The 21393-nt window shown below is 70.4% G+C and carries 21 protein-coding genes; 2 read left to right on the top strand and 19 right to left on the bottom strand.

Features of this window, described 5'->3' with window-relative positions:
* Positions 1–76: 76 nt before the first annotated feature.
* From rpsK to ppk2, 9 genes are all read right to left on the bottom strand, one after another.
* On the bottom strand, positions 77–475 hold the full coding sequence (gene rpsK / locus F8O04_RS03285; RefSeq protein WP_158027900.1) for a 30S ribosomal protein S11: 399 nt from the start codon (positions 473–475) through the stop codon (positions 77–79).
* 42 nt (positions 476–517) lie between these two features.
* Complete coding sequence (gene rpsM, locus F8O04_RS03280; RefSeq protein ID WP_158027899.1) at positions 518–892, bottom strand: 30S ribosomal protein S13; 375 nt, start codon at positions 890–892, stop codon at positions 518–520.
* 208 nt (positions 893–1100) lie between these two features.
* Positions 1101–1214, bottom strand: coding sequence for a 50S ribosomal protein L36 (gene rpmJ / locus F8O04_RS03275; RefSeq protein WP_009199219.1), 114 nt, complete (start codon positions 1212–1214; stop codon positions 1101–1103).
* 68 nt (positions 1215–1282) lie between these two features.
* Positions 1283–1504, bottom strand: coding sequence for a translation initiation factor IF-1 (gene infA / locus F8O04_RS03270; RefSeq protein ID WP_087004899.1), 222 nt, complete (start codon positions 1502–1504; stop codon positions 1283–1285).
* 364 nt (positions 1505–1868) lie between these two features.
* A complete protein-coding gene (gene map / locus F8O04_RS03265) occupies positions 1869–2702 on the bottom strand; it encodes a type I methionyl aminopeptidase (protein WP_158027898.1) in 834 nt (277 codons plus the stop codon).
* Positions 2703–3015: 313 nt separating this feature from the next.
* A complete protein-coding gene (locus F8O04_RS03260) occupies positions 3016–3435 on the bottom strand; it encodes a hypothetical protein (protein ID WP_158027897.1) in 420 nt (139 codons plus the stop codon).
* A gap of 58 nt (positions 3436–3493) precedes the next feature.
* The gene (locus tag F8O04_RS03255) at positions 3494–4891 is read right to left on the bottom strand and encodes an alpha/beta hydrolase (protein WP_158027896.1); all 1398 of its coding nucleotides are present in this window, start codon (positions 4889–4891) and stop codon (positions 3494–3496) included.
* Between the two features lie 132 nt (positions 4892–5023).
* On the bottom strand, positions 5024–6400 hold the full coding sequence (locus F8O04_RS03250) for an NAD-dependent succinate-semialdehyde dehydrogenase (protein WP_158027895.1): 1377 nt from the start codon (positions 6398–6400) through the stop codon (positions 5024–5026).
* Positions 6401–6504: 104 nt separating this feature from the next.
* A complete protein-coding gene (ppk2, locus tag F8O04_RS03245; protein WP_225734841.1) occupies positions 6505–7395 on the bottom strand; it encodes a polyphosphate kinase 2 in 891 nt (296 codons plus the stop codon).
* 266 nt (positions 7396–7661) lie between these two features.
* Between ppk2 and F8O04_RS14975 the strand changes: the two genes are divergently transcribed.
* Positions 7662–9158, top strand: a complete 1497-nt coding sequence (locus F8O04_RS14975; RefSeq protein WP_225734840.1) for an ice-binding family protein — start codon at positions 7662–7664, stop codon at positions 9156–9158.
* Between the two features lie 182 nt (positions 9159–9340).
* Here F8O04_RS14975 and mutM read toward each other — a convergent pair whose 3' ends face one another.
* From mutM to F8O04_RS03190, 10 genes are all read right to left on the bottom strand, one after another.
* On the bottom strand, positions 9341–10327 hold the full coding sequence (gene mutM, locus F8O04_RS03235) for a bifunctional DNA-formamidopyrimidine glycosylase/DNA-(apurinic or apyrimidinic site) lyase (RefSeq protein ID WP_158027893.1): 987 nt from the start codon (positions 10325–10327) through the stop codon (positions 9341–9343).
* A 2-nt stretch (positions 10328–10329) separates the two neighbouring features.
* Positions 10330–11169 (bottom strand): ribonuclease III, encoded by an 840-nt coding sequence (gene rnc / locus F8O04_RS03230; RefSeq protein WP_373285866.1) that lies wholly within the window; start codon positions 11167–11169, stop codon positions 10330–10332.
* Between the two features lie 4 nt (positions 11170–11173).
* Entirely contained in the window at positions 11174–11377 is a 204-nt protein-coding gene (rpmF, locus tag F8O04_RS03225; RefSeq protein ID WP_158027892.1) for a 50S ribosomal protein L32, read from the bottom strand.
* Between the two features lie 71 nt (positions 11378–11448).
* Complete coding sequence (locus tag F8O04_RS03220; protein WP_158027891.1) at positions 11449–11925, bottom strand: YceD family protein; 477 nt, start codon at positions 11923–11925, stop codon at positions 11449–11451.
* Between the two features lie 137 nt (positions 11926–12062).
* A complete protein-coding gene (coaD, locus tag F8O04_RS03215; RefSeq protein WP_158027890.1) occupies positions 12063–12566 on the bottom strand; it encodes a pantetheine-phosphate adenylyltransferase in 504 nt (167 codons plus the stop codon).
* A gap of 98 nt (positions 12567–12664) precedes the next feature.
* A complete protein-coding gene (locus F8O04_RS03210; RefSeq protein ID WP_158027889.1) occupies positions 12665–13300 on the bottom strand; it encodes a hypothetical protein in 636 nt (211 codons plus the stop codon).
* A 76-nt stretch (positions 13301–13376) separates the two neighbouring features.
* Entirely contained in the window at positions 13377–15524 is a 2148-nt protein-coding gene (locus tag F8O04_RS03205; RefSeq protein ID WP_188726458.1) for an ATP-dependent DNA helicase RecG, read from the bottom strand.
* 95 nt (positions 15525–15619) lie between these two features.
* Positions 15620–18130: a transglutaminase family protein gene (locus tag F8O04_RS03200; protein ID WP_158027887.1), complete on the bottom strand. Its 2511-nt coding sequence runs from the start codon at positions 18128–18130 to the stop codon at positions 15620–15622.
* Positions 18127–19581, bottom strand: a complete 1455-nt coding sequence (locus F8O04_RS03195) for a DUF58 domain-containing protein (protein ID WP_158027886.1) — start codon at positions 19579–19581, stop codon at positions 18127–18129. The genes F8O04_RS03200 and F8O04_RS03195 overlap by 4 nt, the downstream gene beginning before the upstream one ends.
* 14 nt (positions 19582–19595) lie before the next feature.
* Positions 19596–20627: an AAA family ATPase gene (locus tag F8O04_RS03190; protein ID WP_373285867.1), complete on the bottom strand. Its 1032-nt coding sequence runs from the start codon at positions 20625–20627 to the stop codon at positions 19596–19598.
* 145 nt (positions 20628–20772) lie between these two features.
* Between F8O04_RS03190 and rsmD the strand changes: the two genes are divergently transcribed.
* Positions 20773–21345 carry a 16S rRNA (guanine(966)-N(2))-methyltransferase RsmD gene (gene rsmD / locus F8O04_RS03185; protein WP_158027884.1) on the top strand — a complete coding sequence of 191 codons (573 nt, stop codon included), beginning with the start codon at positions 20773–20775 and terminating at the stop codon, positions 21343–21345.
* Positions 21346–21393 lie beyond the last annotated feature (48 nt).

The raw sequence follows: 21393 nt of genomic DNA, 5'->3' as shown, positions 1-21393 counted from the left end.
CGGCGGGGCAGAGGACGACGGGAGGTCCGGGAACCACCGCAGGGCTCCCCCGAAAGGAAGCCCGTGGTGGAAGGTGTTAGACGCGGCGGCGCTTCGGCGGACGGCAGCCGTTGTGCGCCTGCGGCGTCACGTCATTGATCGAACCGACCTCGAGGCCGGTGGCCTGCAGCGACCGGATGGCGGTCTCTCGGCCCGAACCAGGACCCTTCACGAAAACGTCCACCTTCTTCATGCCGTGCTCCTGCGCCTGGCGCGCGGCCGACTCGGCGGCGAGCTGCGCGGCGAACGGCGTCGACTTGCGCGAGCCCTTGAACCCGACCCCGCCCGAGGAGGCCCAGGTCACGACGGCACCAGTCGGGTCGGTGATCGAGATGATCGTGTTGTTGAACGTCGACTTGATGTGGGCCTGGCCCACGGCGATGTTCTTCTTGTCCTTGCGGCGCGGCTTGCGTGCGGCCGACTTTGGGGTAGCCAATGTGTTCTCCTACAGATCGTTCGGCGATGCGCAGCCCGTCGGCTAGCGCGCCTTCTTCTTGCCGGCGACGGTACGCTTCGGACCCTTGCGGGTGCGGGCGTTCGTCTTGGTGCGCTGACCGCGGACGGGAAGGCCGCGACGGTGGCGCAGGCCCTCGTAGCTACCGATCTCGACCTTGCGGCGGATGTCGGCGGCGACCTCACGGCGGAGGTCACCCTCGACCTTGAAGCTGCCCTCGATGTAGTCACGGAGGGCGACGAGCTGCTCGTCGCTGAGGTCCTTCACGCGGGTGTTGCCGTTGATCTCGGTGTCGGCGAGGGTCTTGAGCGCGCGCGTACGGCCGACGCCGTAGATGTAGGTGAGTGCGATCTCCACGCGCTTTTCGCGCGGGAGGTCGACGCCTGCGAGACGTGCCATGGGATATCTCCTGGTGGTGCGGGGTGTGGGGCAGCGTCTGGGCCTCGGCCCCGGTCCGAGGGTGTCCCCGCCACGTGACGCGGCATCCGTGAATCCCTTCGATGGATGCTGCGGCCGGCGGTTCTCGACGCTGCTGTTCGATATTGAGTTGTCCCGTGCCGCCAGCGACAGACGCGGCGGCGCGGGGTGCGGGCGGACCCGCTGCGAGCTAACCCTGGCGCTGCTTGTGGCGCGGGTTCTCGCAAATGACCATGACGCGGCCGTGGCGACGAATCACCTTGCACTTGTCACAGATTTTCTTGACGCTGGGCTTGACCTTCATCGTCGTGGATTCCTTTTGATCGCTGGCCTCGTGCCAGGCATCGCCTGGCCGTTCCTTACAGCGAGCGGTTACTTGTAGCGGTAAACGATGCGGCCGCGGGTCAGGTCGTACGGGCTCAGCTCGACGATCACGCGGTCCTCCGGGAGGATGCGGATGTAGTGCTGTCGCATCTTGCCCGAGATGTGGGCAAGAACCTTGTGTCCGTTGGAGAGCTCGACACGGAACATCGCGTTTGGCAATGCTTCGATGACCGAGCCCTCGATCTCGATGACGCCGTCCTTTTTCGCCATAGCCTCACTGTCGCTTGCTACTGAACCGCACGCTGGTCGTGCGGATGAGAGCGGTGGGGCTGGGCACGCAAAGAAGCGCGCACGAAGCGCACACCGACTGTCAACTTTAGACCGCAGATGGGATTCAGGCAAGACGGCGTGTCGAGTTGATGCGGGCGCCTCAGCCGGCCGGGCGCACCGGACCTCACCTCACCGCACCTCACCAGCCGACGAAGCACACCGCTACCGCAGCGGACCGCACCGCCGACGAGCACACCGCTACCGCACCGGACATCCACGACCCGAGGTCCGGTAGCGAATGTCCGATCGGGGAGCGATTCCCTCGCAGCCGCCAGTCTGTGCACTCGCCGGCGACGTTTCGGCCTCAGCCGGCCGGACGCGTCGGCACGATGCCGTGCGGCGCGAGGCCGGCCGCTCCCCCATCCGGCGCCGTCGACGCCCACACACCGCCTGCGTGCACGAGCACCGTGTGCTCCCAGTGCGCGGCGAGCGAACCGTCGGCCGTTCGCACCGTCCATCCGTCGTCGTCGATCGTCACCTCGCTGCCGCCCGCCGTGATCATCGGCTCGACGCACACCGCCAGCCCCGGCTTGATCACCGGCCCCCGGGAGCGGGTCGCGATGTTGAACAGTGTCGGTTCCTCGTGCATGCTGCGGCCGATGCCGTGGCCCGTGTAGTCCTCGAGGATGCCGTAGTCGCCTTCCGCGTTGATCGCCGCCTCGATGTCGGCGCCGACCTCCCCGAGGTGGCGCCTCCTCGCGAGGCTTGCGATCCCCGCCCACATGGCGATGCGGCAGGCCTCGCTCATGCGCCGCGCGATCGCCGTTCCGGCCGGCTCGTCGCCGACATCACCCGGGACGATGAGCGTGCGCGCGCTGTCGCCGTTCCAGCCGTCGAGCAGCGCGCCGCAGTCGACCGAGACGACATCGCCCGCCCGCAGCGGCCTGTCGTTCGGGATGCCGTGCACGACCGCGTCGCCCACCGACGCGCAGATGGTGTGCCGATAGCCGGGCACGAGCGCGAAGTTGGGCTCGCCACCCCCTTCACGGATCGTACGCTCGGCGACGGCGTCGAGCTCGAGCGTCGTGACGCCGGGGCGGATCGCGGCCTCGACGGCGTCCAGCGCCGTGCACGTGAGCTCCCCGGCCGGCAACATCGCGGCGATCTCAGCCGCCCGCTTGTAGATGGATCGGCGCATCCCACCAGCCTAGAACGAGGAGCGCCGCCACCGGCTCACACGAAGGCGCGGCGCCAGACGTTGGCGTCGGCGAGGTCGAGCAACTCGTCCCCAAGCCCCGACATGACCGCGCGAAGCGCCGAGCGCCCTGCGCATGGCGTTCGCCATCGAGCCGTGGTTGAACGAGCGGATGACGCGCCGTCCCCGCGTCGCCCGTACCTACCTGACCGCCCAGACGACGGGCGATCCGACGTCGACCGTGGACTCCGCGTCGCTACTCGCGAGCGCTCAGAGAGCCGGACTCAGGGAGCGGTGCTGCCCGCACCGACCGAGGTCATGAGAACGCCGTGGCGACCTCGTCGATACCGGCGTCGTCGTAGTCTCGCGACTCGGCCGTTACGAGCCGATTGCCGTTCGACGCAAGTTTCACGACGATCTGGTCACCGTCCTTGACGGCGATGACCCAGATGCTCTCGCCGCCCCCGAACACGCGGTCCTCGACCTCGCAGCCGGCGGCGGCGAGCGCGGCGTGGGCCTCGGCGGCCTGTGCCATGACACGGTCGGCGCCGGGCTCGCACCGGCACGAGCGCGAGAGGGAGAAGTGGTAACCGCGGCCGCTCGGGTCGGCCCGCGGCGCGGCCGTTCCCCCATGCGCACCGGCGAGCCACGCCTCAGCGCCGAGCGCCGCCTGCGCCGCCTCGGCGAGCACCTCGAGCGCCCTCGCGCGACCGTGCAGCGTCTCGCGATCGATCACGTTGCCCACCCTCCGCATCCGGATGCCGTGCGTGCGTCTCGGCCGCGCGCGGCGACGGTCATCGGCCCGGGTCGACGGCGCCGTACTGGCCGGTCAAGATCTGGCCGATGTTGTAGAGGCTATTAGATCCGGGCCCCAGGTAGCCGACGTCGCTGCCGCTGCTGCCGTGCCCGTGTCCGGTCGTGCCGGGGCGACCGTCGGCGGCGTCCGCCGAGAACTCGGTGAACCCGTGGTCGCGAGGGTCGAGGCGACCGGAGACGAAGCGGCCGATATCGGCCGTGTGATCGGGCGACGCCTCGGTGACGTAGACCTCGGTCGAGCCGAAGTCGGAGCGCGAGATCTCCTTGCCTCCCGGCCACCAGCCGTTCGTGTCCCGCGCCTCGACGAAGCCCGCCGATCCCATCGAGACGAAGCGGTCGACGCCGTGCTGCGAGCCATCGGAGAGCGCGAGGCCGGCGGCGGTCGAGCCGTACGAGTGCCCGACCACGCCGAGGTCGACCGTGTCATCGGGGCGGGCGGCAGTGAACCCGTCGAGCGTTGCGCTGAGTCGCTCAGCGCCCGCGACGGCGAGGCCGTCGGACCGCACCGAGAGCATGCCGCCCGAGTCGTAGCCCATCCACGCCACGGTCGCGACGTCGCGCACGTCGCCCGTCCCCGCGAGCGCGATCTGGTCGCGAAGGTTCATCGCCGACTCCACCTGGGCCGGCAGTTGCCCCTCGACCGAGTTGTTGATGCCGTGCACGAGGTAGGTGACGTTCCCGGCCGCGTCAAGATCGCCGACGCCGACGGCCGCGTACACCCTGCCTCGATCGGTGAGGTCGAGGTGCGGCAGTGTCGCGTCCGGAGTGGTGTCGAGGACGCGGCGCACCTGCTCGAGGCCGTCGAGCTGACCGCCACCATGCTCGCGAGCGGACTGCAGCGCCTCGTCGAGACGCTCCTGGTTGGCGAGATCGCGCGCCCAGTACGGGGCGCCTTCGAGCGGGCCGAGCAGGTCCGGCCTCGTGAACGCGAGGCGCTCGAGCGCCTGGTCGCTCACGCCGTCGAGAAAGTTGGCGACGGCGTCGGGATCTCCCGCGATCCGCTGCAGGTGGTCGACGTCGATGCTCTCGCTCGGCACAGGCCCCTCCGTGCCCGGCGCGGCGGCCGAGTCGCCGTGGCCGTCGATCGGGAGCGCGGTGCCCGGCCCACGCGCCGAGCTGGCCTCGTCTTGGGCTGCGGCCTGGCGCACGAGCTCTGCGTCGCGATCGCGCAGCAGGGCGCCGAGGTGGTCAAGGCCGGCTCGCACGGCTTCGACGGGGCCCGAGCGGAAGTCGTCGGCGTCGCGGCCGACCCATTCGACCCGCGCGACCTGCCCAGTGGTGAGTAGGCTCGCCCGCTCGACGGCGTCGGCGGTGATGCCGAATCGGCGTGCGACCCGGCGCAGACCGTCGGTCTCGGCCCCGTGCATCCCCGCCATGATCACGCCCTCCACGCCGGTCGTGTCACACCCGAACGCCGCTGCCTCACAGTGGCGAGGCTAGCCAACCCGGCGGGCGCGCCGACATGGGGAGTCATGCCCATCCCGGCGCGCCGCGGGGCCGGCGGAATCTCAGCCGCGCGTGCGCCGGACGAGCTTCTTGTTGGCGAACTCGTCGATGCCGAATCGGCCGAGCTCACGGCCGATGCCCGACATCTTCACGCCGCCGAACGGCAGGTCCGGCGCGGTGCCGCCTGTGCCGTTGATGGCGATCATGCCGGCATCGAGGCGGTCTGCGACATCGTCGGCGAGCTGCTCGTCGCCCGTGAACACGGCAGCGCCGAGGCCGAAGGGCGAATCATTGGCGAGCTCGACTGCGGCGTCGACGTCGGGGACGCGGTAGACGGTGGCGACCGGCCCGAACGCTTCCTCGCGGTAGAGGCGCATGTCGGGCGTGATGTCGGTGACGACCGTGGGCTGCATCCACGAGCCCTCACGGTCGTAGCGCTCCCCGCCGGCTCGGATGGTCGCCCCCTTCTCACGCGCGTCGTCGATGAGCTCGAGGAGATCGCTGACGGCGCGCTCCGAAGAGAGCGGGCCGAAGCGCGTGTTCGCGTCGATGGGGTCACCCGGCTCGACGCGCTGGAACTTCGCCGTGACCTTCTCGACGAACTCGTCGTAGAGCTCGTCGACCACGATGAAGCGCTTCGGCGAGTTGCAGGCCTGACCGGCGTTCGACAGGCGGCCGGCGACCGACTGCGACACGACCCCGTCGAGGTTGTCGGTGTCAAGCACGAGCAGGGGGTCGGAGCCGCCGAGCTCGAGAACGGCCTTCTTCAGGTGGCGGCCCGCGATCTCGCCGACGGAGCGGCCGGCGCGCTCCGAGCCCGTGAGCGAGACGCCTTGCACGCGCGGATCGGCGATGATGTCTGCCACCTGCGGAACCGAGGCGAAGATGTTGATGTAGGCGTCGGCCGGCAGGCCCGCGTCACGGAAGATCCCCTCGATGGCCAGCGCCGACTCGGGGCAGTTCGGGGCGTGCTTGAGGAGGATCGTGTTGCCGAGCGCCAGGTTCGGTGCCGCGAAGCGCGCGACCTGGTAGTAGGGGTAGTTCCACGGCATGATGCCGAGCAGCGCGCCGAGCGGCGCCGTTCGCACGACGGCCGAGCCGCCCGACGCCACCGAGAGCTCCTCGTCCTTCAGGAACTCGGCGGCGTTGTCGGCGTAGTAGGTGTAGATGTCGGCCGAAAGGGCGATCTCGCCGAGTCCCTGCCGCACGGGCTTGCCCATCTCGCGAGCGATGATCTCGGCGAGCCGGTCCGCACGGTCGCGGTAGAGCTCGCCGACCCGTGCGAGCGCGGCGACACGCTCGTCGAGGGGCGTGGTCCGCCACGATCGGTAGGCCGAGTCGGCGCGCCCGATGGCGTCGATGATCTGCTCGTCGGTGAACGCGTCGTAGGTGGCTTCGGTCTGCCCCGTCGCGGGGTTGCGGAGCTGGTACTCACTCATGGCGAAAGGGTATCGGTGGGCACGGACGCAGGCCATGGCGACGGCGGCGTCCGTGCCATGACTGTGCAGCGGTCGCGATCGAGCCGGGGCGGCGGTGCGTCCGCCTAGTCGCCGACGGCATCGATGCCGCGCTTGACGATCGACGGGTCGGGCAGGCCGACGATCTCGTCGTCCTTGTCGTCGTAATCGACCGTTGAGAGGAAGTGGCGCATGGCGTTCAGGCGTGCGCGCTTCTTGTCATTGCTCTTCACGGTCGTCCAGGGCGCGAACTCCGTGTCGGTGCCACGGAACATGGCCTCCTTGGCGGCCGTGTAGGCGTCCCACTTGTCGAGCGACTCCAGGTCCATGGGCGACAGCTTCCATTGCCGCACCGGATCGACCTGGCGGATGATGAAGCGCGTGCGCTGCTCGGACTGGGTGACCGAGAACCAGAACTTCGTGAGGCGAATGCCCGACGACACCAGCATCCGCTCGAACAGGGGCACATCGGTCATGAACTCCCGGTACTGCGCGTCGGTGCAGAAGCCCATGACCCGCTCGACGCCGGCCCGGTTGTACCAGCTGCGGTCGAACATGACCGTCTCGCCGGCCGCGGGCAGGTGGGCGACGTAGCGCTGGAAGTACCACTGCGTCGACTCGCGCTCCGTGGGCTTCACGAGGGCGACCACCTTCGCGTGGCGCGGGTTGAGGTGCTCCATGAAGCGCTTGATCGTGCCGCCTTTCCCCGCGGCATCTCGCCCCTCGAAGATGAGCAGGTGGCGCTCGCCCGTGCGCTGCTGCCACCGTTGGAACTTCAGCAGTTCGACTTGCAGGCGGTATTTCTCAGCCTCGTAGACGTCGCGGTCGATGCGCTCGTCGAAGGGATAGTTCTCGCGCCACGTGTCGACGGCCCGGCCCGCCGGGTCGATCAGGACGGGGTCGTCGTCGTGGTCCTCGCCGACGGTGTGGCCATCGGCCTGGAGGCGATCGATGTACTCGCGGATCTGCGTCGTCACGCGGGCAACGCTATGCGCGACCGGTGAACGGTCGAGGAACGAGGGATGCTCCCCGACATCGTGGGCCTGGAAATGCATCCGTTTTCTTATCGCCTGCTCACGCGTTCACCGATGCGTCGGAGACCGACCCGCAGAATACGGTCTGCAGTGGAGCACTAGACACGGGCCTCAGGGTCACCTACCGTGAAGATGGCTCACCTATCCCCCGTGGGCTTTCGCCCCTCGGGAAACGGTGAGCAATGAAGAATGTTGGACGACAACAGGCCATGCGCGCTGTCACCGATAAGTCGGAAGCGCTCGGATCGGGCATAGCATGGCGACGATTCCGCACTCCGGCCGCTGCGGTCGGCGTGATCGGTCTGACACTTGCGACCATCAACATGTGGATGCCGAGTGCTCAGGCCGCCACCGCGATCGATCTCGGCACCGCGGAGTCGTACGTCGTTCTGGGTGGCTCGACGGTCACGAACACCGGCCCCACCGTGCTCCACGGCGACCTCGGCGTCGCGCCGGGATCGGCGATCACGGGGTTTCCGCCCGGGATCGTGGTGGGAGGGACCATCAGCGAGAACGACGCAGTCGCGCTGCAGGCGCAGGACGACCTCACCACGGCCTATAACGCTGCAGCGGGTCAAGCAAGTGACTTCGGCATCACTGCTGACCTCGGCGGGCAAACACTGGTTCCGGGGGTGTACACGGCCGACACTGCCGCCGAGCTCACGGGAGAGCTCACCCTCGATGCGCAGAACGACCCCTCCGCCGTATGGATCTTCCAGGTCGGATCCACTCTCACGACGGCGACGGACAGCTCCGTGACGCTGATCGGCGGGGCGCAGGCCTGCAACGTGTTCTGGCAGGTGGGCACCTCGGCGACGCTCGGCACGAGTACCGACTTTGTCGGGACGATCATGGCGCTGACGTCCGTCACGCTCGTCACCGGGACCACCATCGAAGGTCGAGCGCTCGCCCGCAACGGAGCGGTAACGCTTGACAGCAATGTCATCACCAATCCGGAATGTGACGACGACGACACGGATTCCGACGCGGACTCAACCGCAGATGTTGATTCCACGGCGGATGTGGATTCCACGGCAGATGTCGATTCGACCGCCGATGTGGATTCCACGGCCGACGTCGAGGGCACCCCCGATGCGGACTCAACCGCCGACGTCGAGGGCACCCCCGACACGGACTCAACCACCGACGACGAAGCCACCACCGACGCGGACTCCACCGCCGACGCCGAGGCCACCCCCGACGCGGACTCCACCGCAGACGTGGACTCCACCACCGACGACGAGGCCACCACCGACGCGGACTCCACCGCCGACGCCGAGGCCACCCCTGACGCGGACTCAACGACCGACGACGAAGCCACCACTGACGCGGACTCAACGACCGACGACGAAGCCACCACCGACGCGGACTCAACGACCGACGACGAAGCCACCACCGACGCAGACTCCACCACCGACGACGAAGCCACCACCGACGCAGACTCCACCGCAGACGTCACGGCGAACGCCAGTGCCGCCGTCGACGTGGACGCCACCACCGACGCGGAAGCTGCCGCCCGGGTGGAGGCGAACGCCGATGCGAATGCGGGGGTGGAGGCCGCCGCCAACACGAATGGGACCCCTTACAAGCCGGGCGATCTGTCCCCCACCGGCTCGGATAACTTCTGGGGAGTTCCCATCGCAGCTGCGCTGTTGCTCGCCGGAGGTGCCCTGCTGATGGCACGCCGACTGCGCTCGCGGGGCTGACCGTCCCCGAAGGTGCCCCACGCCAGGCCTGAACGTCAGACGAACGTCGACGGCTCGGTCGGCGTGGGGCAACGGTCGTCCGACGCCCGCCAGTGGTCGGGATCGGTGCTTTACCCCACGCTCACGCGGATCTCGCCGTAACCGAGGTCGCGCCTCTCACGTTGGACCGGCGCCTGACCGCGTCATCGCGATCGCTGGCAGCGCGGGCAAAAGTGACTCGAGCGGTTCTGGAACGGCTCGCGGCGCATCGGCGTCTCGCACCGCGGGCACGGCAGTCCGTCGCGTCCGTAGGCATTGAGCGAGTGCGCGAAGTACCCGGCCTGACCGTTCACGTTGACGTACTGCGCGTCGAACGAGGTGCCGCCCTCGAGCAGCGCCTGCGCGAACACATCGCGCACGTGGCCGAGCAGCTCGCGCGCCCGCCGCGCCGTGAGCGTCGCGGTCGGCCGTGCCGGGTGGATGCGCGCCCGCCACAGCGCCTCATCGGCGTAGATGTTGCCGATCCCGGCGACAAGCGTCTGGTCGAGCAGCGCCGACTTGATCGGCGACCGGCGTCGCCGGAGCCGCGCCACGAAGGCCTCGTCGTCGAACGCCGGGTCGAGCGGGTCGCGAGCGATGTGGGCGACCTGGGAGGGAAGCAGCTCGGAATGGGATGCCCCGATCGCGTCGTCCGCGCCGGCGCCCGGTCCGTGCCCAACGCCGCGTATGGGGGCTGTCGACGCACAGGCGGTCGGCACGAGGGCGTCGAGGGCGAGCGACCCGAACGTGCGCTGATCGACGAACACGATGTCGTATCGTCCCCGCGGACCGTCGAGCCGCATCCGGATCCGCGCGTGGCGATCATCACCCGCTGCGGCGTCGCGGACGAGGAGCTGGCCGCTCATCCCCAGGTGGGCGAGGAGCGCCGACGAAGGCTCGGACTCACACCGACCGCCCGGCCCGGCATGCCGAGGCACGGGCGGGCGCGAGATGGGCGCCCAGAGGAACTTGCCGCGTCGGCGCGGTTCGGCGAGCGTTGCACCCTCGAGCCGCGCGACGAAATCGGCCGCGTCGCCCGGATGCCGCGTGAGCGCGCGTTCGTCGAGCACGTCAACGCCGAGGACAACCGCTGCTGACACCACGGGGGCAAGCCCGAGGCGCACGACCTCGACCTCAGGCAGCTCGGGCACGCCTACGCGTCGGCGTCGGCGTCGGCGTCGGCGTCGGCTTCGGCTTCGGCTTCGGCGTCCGCGCCCTGCGCGGCCGCGTCCCCCGGCGCATCTCGCGCGCTCGACAGTTCGTTCCAGGCGGCGAGGGCGGCGGCCATCTCGGCCTGCCGCTTGCTGCGCCCCTCACCCTCGGCCCGAATGAGCGGCGCGGCGGCGCGGCCCGTGCCGCTGGCCGAGGCGACCGTCACCTGGGCGCGGTAGACGCGGTCGTGCTGCGGCCCCTCCCCCTCGACGCGGTAGGCGGGCGCCTCTCCGCCGAGCGTGTCGACGAGCTCCTGCAGGGCCGTCTTCGGGTCCATGGCGACGCCGAAGCGCTCGGTTTGCCCGCGCAGCGGCTCAACGAGTCGCCGGACGAGGTCGCTCGCGACCTCGTGGCCGCACGAGAGATAGGCGGCGCCGATGACGGCCTCCATCGTGTCGGCGAGGATCGAGTCCTTGTCGCGTCCGCCGGTCAGCTGCTCGCCTCGCCCGAGGTGGATGTACGCGCCGAGTCCGATGCCGCGGGCGATCTCGGCGAGGGACACCGTCGAGACGAGGGCGATGCGCCGTCGCCCGAGCTGCCCCTCGTTGAGCTCGGGGTGCGCCAGATAGAGCATGACCGTCACGGCCTCGCCGAGGATCGCGTCGCCGAGCCATTCGAGGCGCTCGTTATGCGGCAGGCCGCCCTGCTCGAAGGCGTACGAGCGGTGCGTGAGGGCGAGTTCGAGGAGGTCCGGCACGACGTCGACCCCGAGCGCCTGCGCCAGCTGGGCTGACGGCGCGGCGTCGGGGTCGATCGTGTGCGCGTCGGGATCGACGGGCACGTGGTTACGCGTCGGCGACCTTGCGGCCCTTGTACTCGTAGTACAGGGGCGTGCCGGCCTGGTCTTCGACGAGCTTCGCGCGGTGCGGAAGGCTGTAGGTGACCTTGCCGTTCTCAACGGTCTTGACGAGCGTGGGAACCTGAGCCTTCCACTGCGAACGACGCGAACGCGTGTTCGAGCGGCTCATCTTGCGCTTGGGGAGAGCCATTCTCTCGTACCTCTCTTGTCATGAATGCTTGCGGTGCGGCCGCATCGCGGCGCACGCCGTCACGGCCCGGGTTACTCGCTGGCTGGAGTCTGACCCGGCTCAGAAGCGTCGAAATCGAGCAGGGACGCCCAGCGAGGATCAACCTCGCTCGCCCGCTCAGGGCGAGGCTGGGTGAGCTTCTCACCAGTCTCGGGGTCGAGGCCCAGGCAGTCCGGCTGACACACCGGTTGAAACGGCAGTGCGAGCACTACCGCGTCGCGAATCGGGGGTTCCAAGTCGACGCAATCGTCGCTTACCTCGTATTCGAGCGCTTCGTCTCGAGCATACGCGAAGAGTTCCGTGAATTCGACTTGGAGGTCTTCGTCGATCGTGGTGAGGCACCTGCTGCACTCTCCGGCGGTGGGCACCACGACATTCGCGGTGGCCAGGATGCCGTCGTGCAGGCTCTCAAGACGCACGTCGAGGTCGAGCGCTGAGCCGGCTGGAACCTTCAGCAAGCCCTCACCGATTTGCTCGGGCGTCATGACCTCGCGCTCGAGCTCGCGCATCTCGCCCGGCTTCCCGATCAGGGTGCGGACATTGAATTGGAATGGCGACACAGACACCCTGTGAGTCTACGGGCGGCGGGCTGGCGAGACCTTCTCCGGCGGTGCATCCGGATGCGCGCAGCGCGAACGCCGCGGGCTCAGCTCGTGATCGTGGTGTCCATGCCACCCTGCAAGAACGTCTTCACGTTCGCAGGCACGTAGGGCGAGACGTCGCCGCCGAGCCCCGCCACCTGCCGAACGAGGGAACTCGACACATGCGCGTTGCGCGGGTCGGGGAGCATGAAGATGGTCTCGATGTTCGCGAGGTCGCGATTGACGATCGCCATGGGCGTCTCATACGCCACGTCGTTCTGGCCGCGCAGCCCCTTGATGATGAGGTTGGCCCGCACATCGGTGCAGTAGTCGACGAGGAGCCCCATGCTCCAACTGGCGACGCGCACGTCGCCACGCACCCTGGCGTCGGCGAGGGCCTCCTCGATGAGCTCGACCCGACGCGAGATCGGGATGAGCGCCGTCTTTCCCGGGTTGTGCACGACGAGCACGTGCACCTCGTCGAACAGGTTCGCGGCGCGAACGATCACGTCGAGGTGGCCAAGGGTAATCGGGTCGAACGACCCCGGTACGACGGCGACTGTGCTCATGCGGTTAAGCCTAGAGCCGGGCGCGCGCACGCCTGGACGACGAGCGGCGAGCGTGTCGCACGTCGCACGGAAACGCCGCGGTTCGCAGATTCCATGCGCTAGTCGGCACGGCGGCCAGTGCCGTCGGCGCCAGGACCGCCTCCGTGATCGCCGGGCTCGGCAACCCCGCGCTGCGGGGGCACGTCGTCGCCTGGCACCTCGTCGCGAGGAGGAAGGGGATCGCCGGGCGCGTTCGCGGCATCACCCGGCACGTTGGCGTCCTGGTGACCCCCGCGCTCCTGGATGATGGGGCCGGGCAGGGGCGCCTCCGCCACGCCGGGCGCCGGCCCGGCAACAGGGTCGGACGACCCGCTGTGCGGGCCCGCCACCCGATCGCGCATCTCGCGGTTGCGGCGAGCGACCGCCATGAAGGCGATGATGGCGGCGACGATCACGATGACGCCGACGAGTCCCACGACGATCATCAGCCAGGCGGGAGCGCCGCCGGCCGCCGCGGCCGAATCGTCCGGCTGCTGGGGCGCCTGCGTCGCGGTCCCACCCCCGAATCCGGCCGACGACGAGGGCCCCGCGGCTTCGGCCGGTGCCGCCGTCACGGCGGACGGCGCGGCGATGAACGCCAGCGCGAAGGCGAGCACGAACGCGGCCAACACGACCAGCGCGGCCAGCGCGGCGGGACGTTGGAGCGGCCCCGTGGTGGGGTGGGCGGGTACGACGGCGGCAGAACGGTTCGGCACAGTCAACCTCTCGTGATGGGTGGCGCGGCCATGCTAGCCGCCGCGCCTCACGCCGCCCTGGTGCCCGGGCGTGGCGCTACGACTTCTCCAGGAACGCGCGCTGCTCATCACGGATACGCGCCAGAGCGGCCAGCAGTGGCTCGTGCTCGACGCTCTCGAGCGCCGGGTCGGCCTCGAGCACCTCTCCCGCGGCCGATCGCGCGAGATCGATGAGGTCGCCGTCGCGCGCGACGCGCAGCAACCGCAGCGACGAGGTCGCGCCCGACTGCGCGGAGCCGAGCACGTCGCCCTCGCGTCGCAGTTCCAGGTCGCGCTGGGCGAGCTCGAACCCGTCGAGCGTCGACGCGACGGCCTCGACACGTTCCCGCCCCGTCGACTCCGCTTCGGCCTCGGTCACGAGCAGGCAGAGGCCGGCGTGCTCGCCGCGACCGACCCGTCCACGAAGCTGGTGCAGCTGCGAAACGCCGAAACGCTCGGCCCCCATCACCATCATGACGCTCGCGTTCGGCACGTTCACGCCGACCTCGATGACCGTCGTGGCGACGAGCACGTCGATCCCGCCCTCGGCGAATCGGCGCATGATCGCGTCCTTCTCATCGCTCGGCATGCGGCCGTGCAGCTCGGCGACCGTGCGGCCGGCGAGCTCGGGCCGCTCCCGCGCGAGCGCGGCGACGGCCTCGACCGAGACGGGCAATGCCGACGCCCCCGCCGCATCCCCCTCGTCCTCGTCGCCGAGAGGCTCGGTGCCGTCGTCACCGACCTCGATGGCCGGGCAGACGATGAACGCCTGACGCCCCCGTCCGAGTTCCTCGCCGGTGCGCGCCCAGGCCCGGTCGAGCCAGCCCGGGCGCTCGCCCGCCGGCACGACGTGGGTCGTGATGCCGGCGCGCCCGCCCGGCAACTCGGCGATCGTCGACACATCGAGGTCGCCGAAGACCGTCATCGCGACCGTGCGGGGAATCGGCGTCGCGGTGAGCACGAGCAGGTGCGGCGGGGCGTCGGACTTGGCGCGCAATCGCTCACGCTGCTCGACGCCGAAGCGGTGCTGCTCATCGACGACGACGAGGCCGAGGTCGAAGAACGACACGGCATCGCCGAGCAGCGCGTGCGTGCCGACAACGATGCGCGCATCGCCGGACGCGATGCGCAGCAGCGCGCGCCGACGCTCCGACTGCGGCATGCCTCCCGTCAGCAACGTCGGCTGCACCTCGCCCATGAGCTCGGGCCCGAGCTGCGCGGCGATCGAGCGCACGTGCTGCGTCGCGAGCACCTCGGTCGGCGCGAGCAGGGCCGACTGTCCCGCCGCATCGGCGACCTGAAGCATGGCCCGCACCGCGACGACGGTCTTGCCGGAGCCGACCTCGCCCTGCACGAGCCGCTGCATTGGCGCCGTGTCGCCGAGCTCGCGCGCGATCTCGTCGCCGACGGCCCGTTGGTCGCCCGTGAGCTCGAACGACAGCGCTGCGTCGAACCGCGCGAGCAGGCTGCCCTGCCCGGTCGTCCGGGGCGATGACGCGACCGCCCGCGCCGCGCGGCGCTGCTGCAGCAGCGCGGTCTGCAACACGAACGCCTCGGTGAGGCGAAGCGCACGACGCGCCGTGGAGACCTGCGACATCGTCGCGGGCGCATGCATTGCGCGAAGCGCGGCGTCGTAGCCCATGGATGCCGCTTCCGCGCGGACGAACTCGGGCACCGGGTCGGGCAGTGGACCGAGCGCCGTCAGCGCTTCCGCGATGAGCTGGGCGATGCGCCAGCTCGGCATCGCCGCGGACGCCGGGTAGATGGGCAGGAGCTCCGACGCCCACCTCTCGACGTCCGTCTCGCCGGCGATGCCGACCTGCTGATCCTCCTCCTCGAACAGCTCGAAATCGGGGTGCGCGAGCTGGATCCCGCCCCGATAGAGCGTCGCCTTACCCGAGAACGTGCCGCGGTCGCCGGGTCGGAGGTCCCTGACGCGCCACGGCTGGTTGAAGAACGTGAGCGTCGCCGTCGCGCGCCCGTCGAAGATCGTGACCTCCGTGATCGAGCCGCTCCGCTGCCGCATCTTGCGCTCCTGCACGCTTCGGACCTCGGCCACGAGCGTCACGTGCTCACCGATCGGGGTCTCGGCGATCGCCGTCAGTTGCCCGCGTGTCGCGTACCGCCGCGGATAGTGGTGCAGCAGATCGTCGACGCGCCGGATACCGAAGTCGCGATCGAGCGCCTTCGCGTTGGCGGCACCCATGAACTCGGCGAGCAGCGAATCGAGGTCGAACGGATCAGCGCCGACGAGCCGTAGGATCGGCGCGTCTCCCGTGGCGTCCGGCCGCTTGCGGGGACTCATCGGCCGCGCCCCGCGGGCATCCGGGCCCGGGCGCGTCGTGCTCGAGCGCCGCGCGTCAGCGAGGCGGGGGCGAGGACGGCGCGAGCCCTGCCGCGGCGCGTCGACCCGTCGCGGATGCCGCGCTCGACGCGCTCGACGTCCGACCAGTCCGGCCACTCGCCTCCCGCATCGGGCCGCGCGAACGCCGCCCGTTCGACCGCGACGCGCAGCCGTTCGAGCGCGGTTCGGATCTCGTCGGCGGCGGGGCTCCCCGCGGGCGCAGCCGCCGGCGCTGCCGTCGCGAGCTCTGCGAGGCGATCCTCCTGTGCGCGGACGTCAGCACCCATCGGCACGCCCGCGCGGTGGTCGCGGGCCTCCGCGAGCAGCTCCCGCCACGCGATGGCCGCGGCGCCCGGCGCTCCGCCGGTGACCAGGGCTCGTCGCCGCCGGCGCTGCAGCGTGCGCGCGAGCGCCGGGATCGCGAGCACGAACAGCAGCGCGAGCAGGACGAGTGCCGCGACGCCCACGGCGGGTCCGAGCCAGGCGAGAGCATCCCCCTCGGAGCCGATCGGGGCGGATTCCGGGTCGACGGTGTCGCTCGTCGGGCTCGCCTCCGGCAACGCCGTCTGCTCGACCTCCTCGTCCGCCTGCGGTGCCTCTTCGGTCGCTTCCGGGGACTCGGGCAGATCCAGACCGGTCTCCGTCACATCGGGCACGACCGTGTTCCCCACCCCGGCGGCCGGCGTCGCCTCGAATGGCACCCATCCGTAGCCCTCGACCCACAGTTCGGCCCAGGAGTGCAGGTCACGACTCGTGACCTGATAGACGAGCTGGTCCTGCGAGTTGATCGAGACGGGCGTGCCCGGCGTGAATCCGACCTGGACCCGAGACGGGATGCCGAGCATGCGAGCCATGATCGCCATGGCGCTCGAGAAGTGCACGCAGTATCCGGACTTGACGTCGAGGAACTGTGCGGTCACGTCGAGGTTGGTGCCGTCGTAGCCCTCGGCGACGGGCGAGACCTCCGAGTACGTGAACGCATCGCTCGTCAGGTAGGCCTGTACCTGCTGCGCCTGCACGTAGTGCGACGAGTTCGGGTCGACGATGCCCTCGAGCTCACTACGGATGCGCGCGGCCGCCGCCCCGTCGGGCACCGCGGTGAGGCCCGCCAGCTCATCGGGCACGAGGTACGGCGCCGAGGCGATGAGGTCGGGCGAGGCGTCGAGGCGCAGACCCGAGTACTCGAAATGCTGGCCGAGCGCCTCCCCGGCCAGTTCGCGCAGGTCACCCGTCGACGCCTGGAGCCCGTACTCCGTCGTGAGGTTCTGCACCTGGAGGGGTACCCCCGGATGCGGCAGATAGGGGCTCACGCCCTGTTCGACGACAATGTTCGCGCCGAACGAGGTGGTCGGTGCCTCGGCGGACACGCCCGCGGGTTCCGGCAGTCGCGCGCCGCCGTCCGTCGTCGCGTCGGCCGCGAACTCGCCAGGTGACCACTCGCTCGCGCCGTCGAGCTGGGTGAGCGTCACGAGCGCCAGATACGGCAGCGGGCCCGACGAAATCGAAGTGGCGTACTGCAGCACGTCGACCGGATCGCTCCGCCGCAGGTCGTCGCCGAGATCGAGGATGGGGTTCGCCCGGTTCGTCGATAGCGATGCGCCGGTCCCCTGCGTCAGCCAGGCCACGCCCGCGGGCGTCGGCACCACGATTGACGCGACCAACGCGATGACGAGCCCGGCCGCGGCCATCCCGACGGCACCGAACCAGCCGCTCACGCCGCGACTGTCGACGAGGTACCCCGCATCGGCGAGCCGCTCGTCGGCGATCCGCTGGTGCCACCAGGTGGTCGCGAAGAGGTAGATCACGAACGCGCCGGCGAGCCACATGGTCGGCCACAGGTCGATCTCGGGCACGCCGAGCGCGACGGGCAGGATCGGGAACACGATCAGCGGCAGCACCGCCGATACGCGGCCGCGCAGCCCGAACACGAAGAGATCGCAGAGCGCCGCGACGACGCCGACGACCGCGACGAGCGCGGTCACCGCCGCATGCGTCTCGCGCAGCGGCGGAGCATCCGACGCCAACTGCTCGATGAGCAGCATGCCTTCGCGCCCCCACACGGCGAAGAAGTCGACGACCGAGTCGGGTTGCAGGCGCAGCGAGAGCACGACGATGAACGCCGCGACCGACGCAAGGGCCGGCCACAGGACGCCGCCGGTGAATGTGCGCACGAGTGCCGCCCCGCCGATGACCGACACCGCCATCACGATGGCGTCGACGGCCCAGCCCGTCGTCGTGAACAGGGGAAGGGCGAGCAGCGATGCCGCTGAGATCACGAGAAGCAGCGACACCGAGACGAACCATGAGCCCGTCGAGCCGGGGTCGCGCACCGGAAGCCGGGTGCCGCTCGCGCGCGCAGCGGGGCGGTGGCCTGCCGAGCCGCCCCCTCGCGCACGTGCGCCAAGCCCGGTCGCGCGTTCTCGGGACGACGGCGCGGGAGGGCGACGGCCGCGCTGCGTCTGCGTCATGCGTGTGCCCCCTTCGCCGCCGGCCGCGCCCCGCCGCGCGGGGCGCCCACGCGCGATGCGCTCGCCCACGGGTCGGCGTGCGCGGTCGACATGACGACGACCTCCCAGCCCTCGCGCGCGAAGTCTCGCTGGACGCCGGCCACGCGCTTGCCGCTGGGCGTCGCGGGGCCCGCGTGATCGCCGACGATCACCGCGATGGCGGGGGTGCCGACCCGGCCGAGGTCGCGAATCGCAGCGAGATCGTCGCCCGCCAGCTCCCGATGCACGTACACGATCGGGGCGCGACCGATGCGCAGGGCCCGCTGCGCGATGTGACCCACCGTGCTCGGGCGCTCGGGGGTGTCGCCGAGGGCGTTCGGCTGCGTATGCATGAGGTGGCGCATGAGCGAGCTCATCGAGTCCTTGCTGGCGACGCGCAGCCCGCCGAGGCGGGGATCGTCTGCGCCGTCGAGGAACTCGTTGGTCTCGAACAGCTCGGTCTCGTAGCCGAGCTCGTGCAACCGGACCGCCACCGAGGCCGCAACCGAAACGCAGTGCTCGAACACCGGGTCGATACGGGCGCCCCTGGCCTGCTCCGGCGCATCCATCATGTCGAAGATCGTGACGGGCTCAGCGTCGGCGTCGTCGTCGATGGGAGACCGCGTGGTGTCGAGGATGATGAGCGACGAGACCTCGGCGTGATGCTCCTCCTGCCGCACCCGCAGGTCGTCGGCGCGGGCGGTCGCGCGCCAGTGCACCCGTCGCATGGCGTCTCCCCGCCGGTACTCGCGCGTCAGCACGTCGTCGCTGTCGCCCGCCGCGGCGATGCCCGCCTCTACCTCACCCCCATGACGCGTCGCCGGCACATCGAGCGAATCGATGTCGTGCACGTGCGGCCACACCTCGACGGACTCGGGGTCGCCGACCCGGATCACGCGGCGCGTGAGACCGAGCCCGTCGATGTTCTCGAGGAGCAGCGGACCGATGTCGTGCACCCCGCGGCGCATGGTCGTGAGCGTGTAGGCGACGCGACGACGACGGTGTCGCTCGCTCCGCCGAAGCCGCGAACCGACTTGCGGCATGACCCCACCGATGCTCGAGACGGCGGCGCCGGGGGTCAAGTCAACATAGGTCGCCGGCTCGAGCGCCACGATCGAGCGGTTTCGCACCTCCGCAATCACGCGAAGCCGGTCGCCGACCGCGATCGTGCTCGGAAAGATCTGCCGCTCGAGCTCGAGGCGCGGCTTGAACAGCGCCCGGAGGGCGTAGGTGCAGGCCGGCAGCGCCACGAGAAACGCGCCGAGCGCGATGAACTCCGCGCGGCCGAACAGAACGGCGGCGACCACGAAGAGCATGCCGACCACGAGCATCCCCACCGCACGCCGCGTCGGCCGCAGGCGCTTCGCGACGGCGACCTCTCCGCCGGTGCGATTCGACGCTGAGCGGCTCGGGGGCGCGAGGGGCGTTGTCATGCCCGTTGCCGCGCTCACACGCCCGTCGGTGCAACGACGCGCTGCTGGACCTGCTCGATCACTCGCGCCGCTTCGCCCGTGCCGATGCCGCCCCGGGCACCGCGCGTGTTCAGCATGAGGCGGTGCGCGAAGACGGGCGCGACGAGCGCCGCGACATCGGATGGCACCACGTAGTCGCGGCCGGAGATCGCCGCCGAGGCCCTCGCGGCGCGGATGAGGTGGAGCGTCGCGCGGGGGCTGACGCCGACGCGGACGTCCGCATGATCCCGCGTGGCGCGGGCGAGGTCGACCACGTAGCTCTTGATGGGCGGCGCCACGTAGACCTCGCTGCACGCATTGATCATGGCGCGCACCGTCTCGGCGGTGACGACAGGCCTGACGCGGGTGAGCGGGTCACCGCCCTCGCGCGCATCCACCATGCCGAGCTCGGCGTCGCGGTCGGGGTAGCCCATCGACATCCGCGCGAGGAAGCGATCGCGCTGCGCCTCCGGCAGGGCATAGGTGCCCTCCATCTCGCTCGGGTTCTGCGTGGCGAACACGGTAAACGGGTCGGGCAGCCGGTGCGTGTCGCCGTCGATCGACACCTGCCGCTCCTCCATGCACTCGAGCAGCGCCGACTGGGTCTTCGGCGAGGCGCGGTTGATCTCGTCGCCGATCAGGACGTTCGCGAACACGGGGCCCGGCTGGAACTCGAATCGGCGATCGGCCTGGTCGAAGACCGCGACGCCCGTGACGTCGCTCGGCAACAGGTCGGGCGTGAACTGGATGCGGTTGACGGTCGCGCTCATCGACGCCGCGAGCGTTTTCGCGAGCACAGTCTTGCCGACGCCAGGAACGTCCTCGACGAGGAGGTGCCCCTCGGCCAGCAGCACGACGAGGGCGAGCTCGATCTGCTCATCCTTGCCCGTGATGACCTGGCGCACGTTCTCGCGGATCCGCTCGATGGCGCCTCGGAGCTGCTCGGCCGTCAGCCGGGGCACCGACTGCCCTGCGATGGGGTCGGCAACGCGCCCCGCATCGGTCGATGGCGGGGTTGCGCTCGTCACGTCGGTCATCGTTCCTCCAAACCTCTATCTTCTCACAGGCGCGATGCAGGTCACATTCCTGTAACGGTGACTCAGGGGCATCCTGCCCCTTCCGCCGCCCCGTCAATCGCCGCACCACCCTGCCGCCCGTGGGTACCGTGGCACCATGACCCGCATCATCGCCGGCGACGCCAAGGGCGTTTCGCTCACCGTGCCGAAATCGGGCACGCGCCCCACGAGCGACCGCGTGCGCGAGGCGATGTTCTCGTCACTCGACGCAAGCGGCGTGCTCGACGGCGCGACCGTGCTCGACCTCTACGCGGGCACGGGCGCGCTCGGCCTCGAGGCACTCAGCCGAGGCGCTGCCGAGGCGCTGTTCGTGGAGCGCGGGGCCAAAGCCGCGAACCTGCTCAAGCGCAACGCACGACAGGTGCAGGATGCCATCGCCGCCCGGTCGCGGCGCGTGCGGACGCAGGTGGTCACCGGTTCGGCCCTCGGGTTCGCCGAACGCGATGGAGGGCGGTTCGACGTGGTGTTCGCCGACCCGCCCTACGAGGTGGCGGACACGGAACTCGAGGCCCTGCTCGCGGGGCTCGCGCCCAGACTGGCGGCGGGAGGCGTCATCGTCCTCGAGCGCGGGGCCCGCTCGGGCGAACCCGCGACGCCCGCCGCGCTCAAACGCACGCACGCCCGCCGCTACGGCGACACGGCCCTTCTGACGTACGAGCTGACCGTCTGACCGAGCGGTCCCGCAGCTCGGTCGCCGACGCGCCGGCCGCTCGCCGGC

It is taken from the genome of Pseudoclavibacter endophyticus (genome assembly GCF_008831085.1).
Lineage (GTDB): Bacteria > Actinomycetota > Actinomycetes > Actinomycetales > Microbacteriaceae > Pseudoclavibacter > Pseudoclavibacter endophyticus.
Note: the sequence above shows the minus strand (reverse complement) of the source record. Positions and strands in the feature narration are given on the sequence as shown.

Coding starts and splice junctions, on each gene's coding strand:
- rpmJ (WP_009199219.1), bottom strand. CDS start 1,214: ATGAAGGTCAAGCCCAGCGTCAAGAAAATCTGTGACAAGTGCAAGGTG.
- F8O04_RS14975 (WP_225734840.1), top strand. CDS start 7,662: ATGCGCGCTGTCACCGATAAGTCGGAAGCGCTCGGATCGGGCATAGCA.
- rpsM (WP_158027899.1), bottom strand. CDS start 892: ATGGCACGTCTCGCAGGCGTCGACCTCCCGCGCGAAAAGCGCGTGGAG.
- F8O04_RS03205 (WP_188726458.1), bottom strand. CDS start 15,524: ATGGGTGCCGCCAACGCGAAGGCGCTCGATCGCGACTTCGGTATCCGG.
- F8O04_RS03250 (WP_158027895.1), bottom strand. CDS start 6,400: ATGAGTGAGTACCAGCTCCGCAACCCCGCGACGGGGCAGACCGAAGCC.
- infA (WP_087004899.1), bottom strand. CDS start 1,504: ATGGCGAAAAAGGACGGCGTCATCGAGATCGAGGGCTCGGTCATCGAA.
- rsmD (WP_158027884.1), top strand. CDS start 20,773: ATGACCCGCATCATCGCCGGCGACGCCAAGGGCGTTTCGCTCACCGTG.
- rpmF (WP_158027892.1), bottom strand. CDS start 11,377: ATGGCTCTCCCCAAGCGCAAGATGAGCCGCTCGAACACGCGTTCGCGT.
- F8O04_RS03200 (WP_158027887.1), bottom strand. CDS start 18,130: ATGACGCAGACGCAGCGCGGCCGTCGCCCTCCCGCGCCGTCGTCCCGA.
- F8O04_RS03195 (WP_158027886.1), bottom strand. CDS start 19,581: ATGACAACGCCCCTCGCGCCCCCGAGCCGCTCAGCGTCGAATCGCACC.
- F8O04_RS03255 (WP_158027896.1), bottom strand. CDS start 4,891: ATGGCGGGGATGCACGGGGCCGAGACCGACGGTCTGCGCCGGGTCGCA.
- F8O04_RS03220 (WP_158027891.1), bottom strand. CDS start 11,925: ATGCGCGAGCTCGAGCGCGAGGTCATGACGCCCGAGCAAATCGGTGAG.
- coaD (WP_158027890.1), bottom strand. CDS start 12,566: ATGAGCACAGTCGCCGTCGTACCGGGGTCGTTCGACCCGATTACCCTT.
- map (WP_158027898.1), bottom strand. CDS start 2,702: ATGCGCCGATCCATCTACAAGCGGGCGGCTGAGATCGCCGCGATGTTG.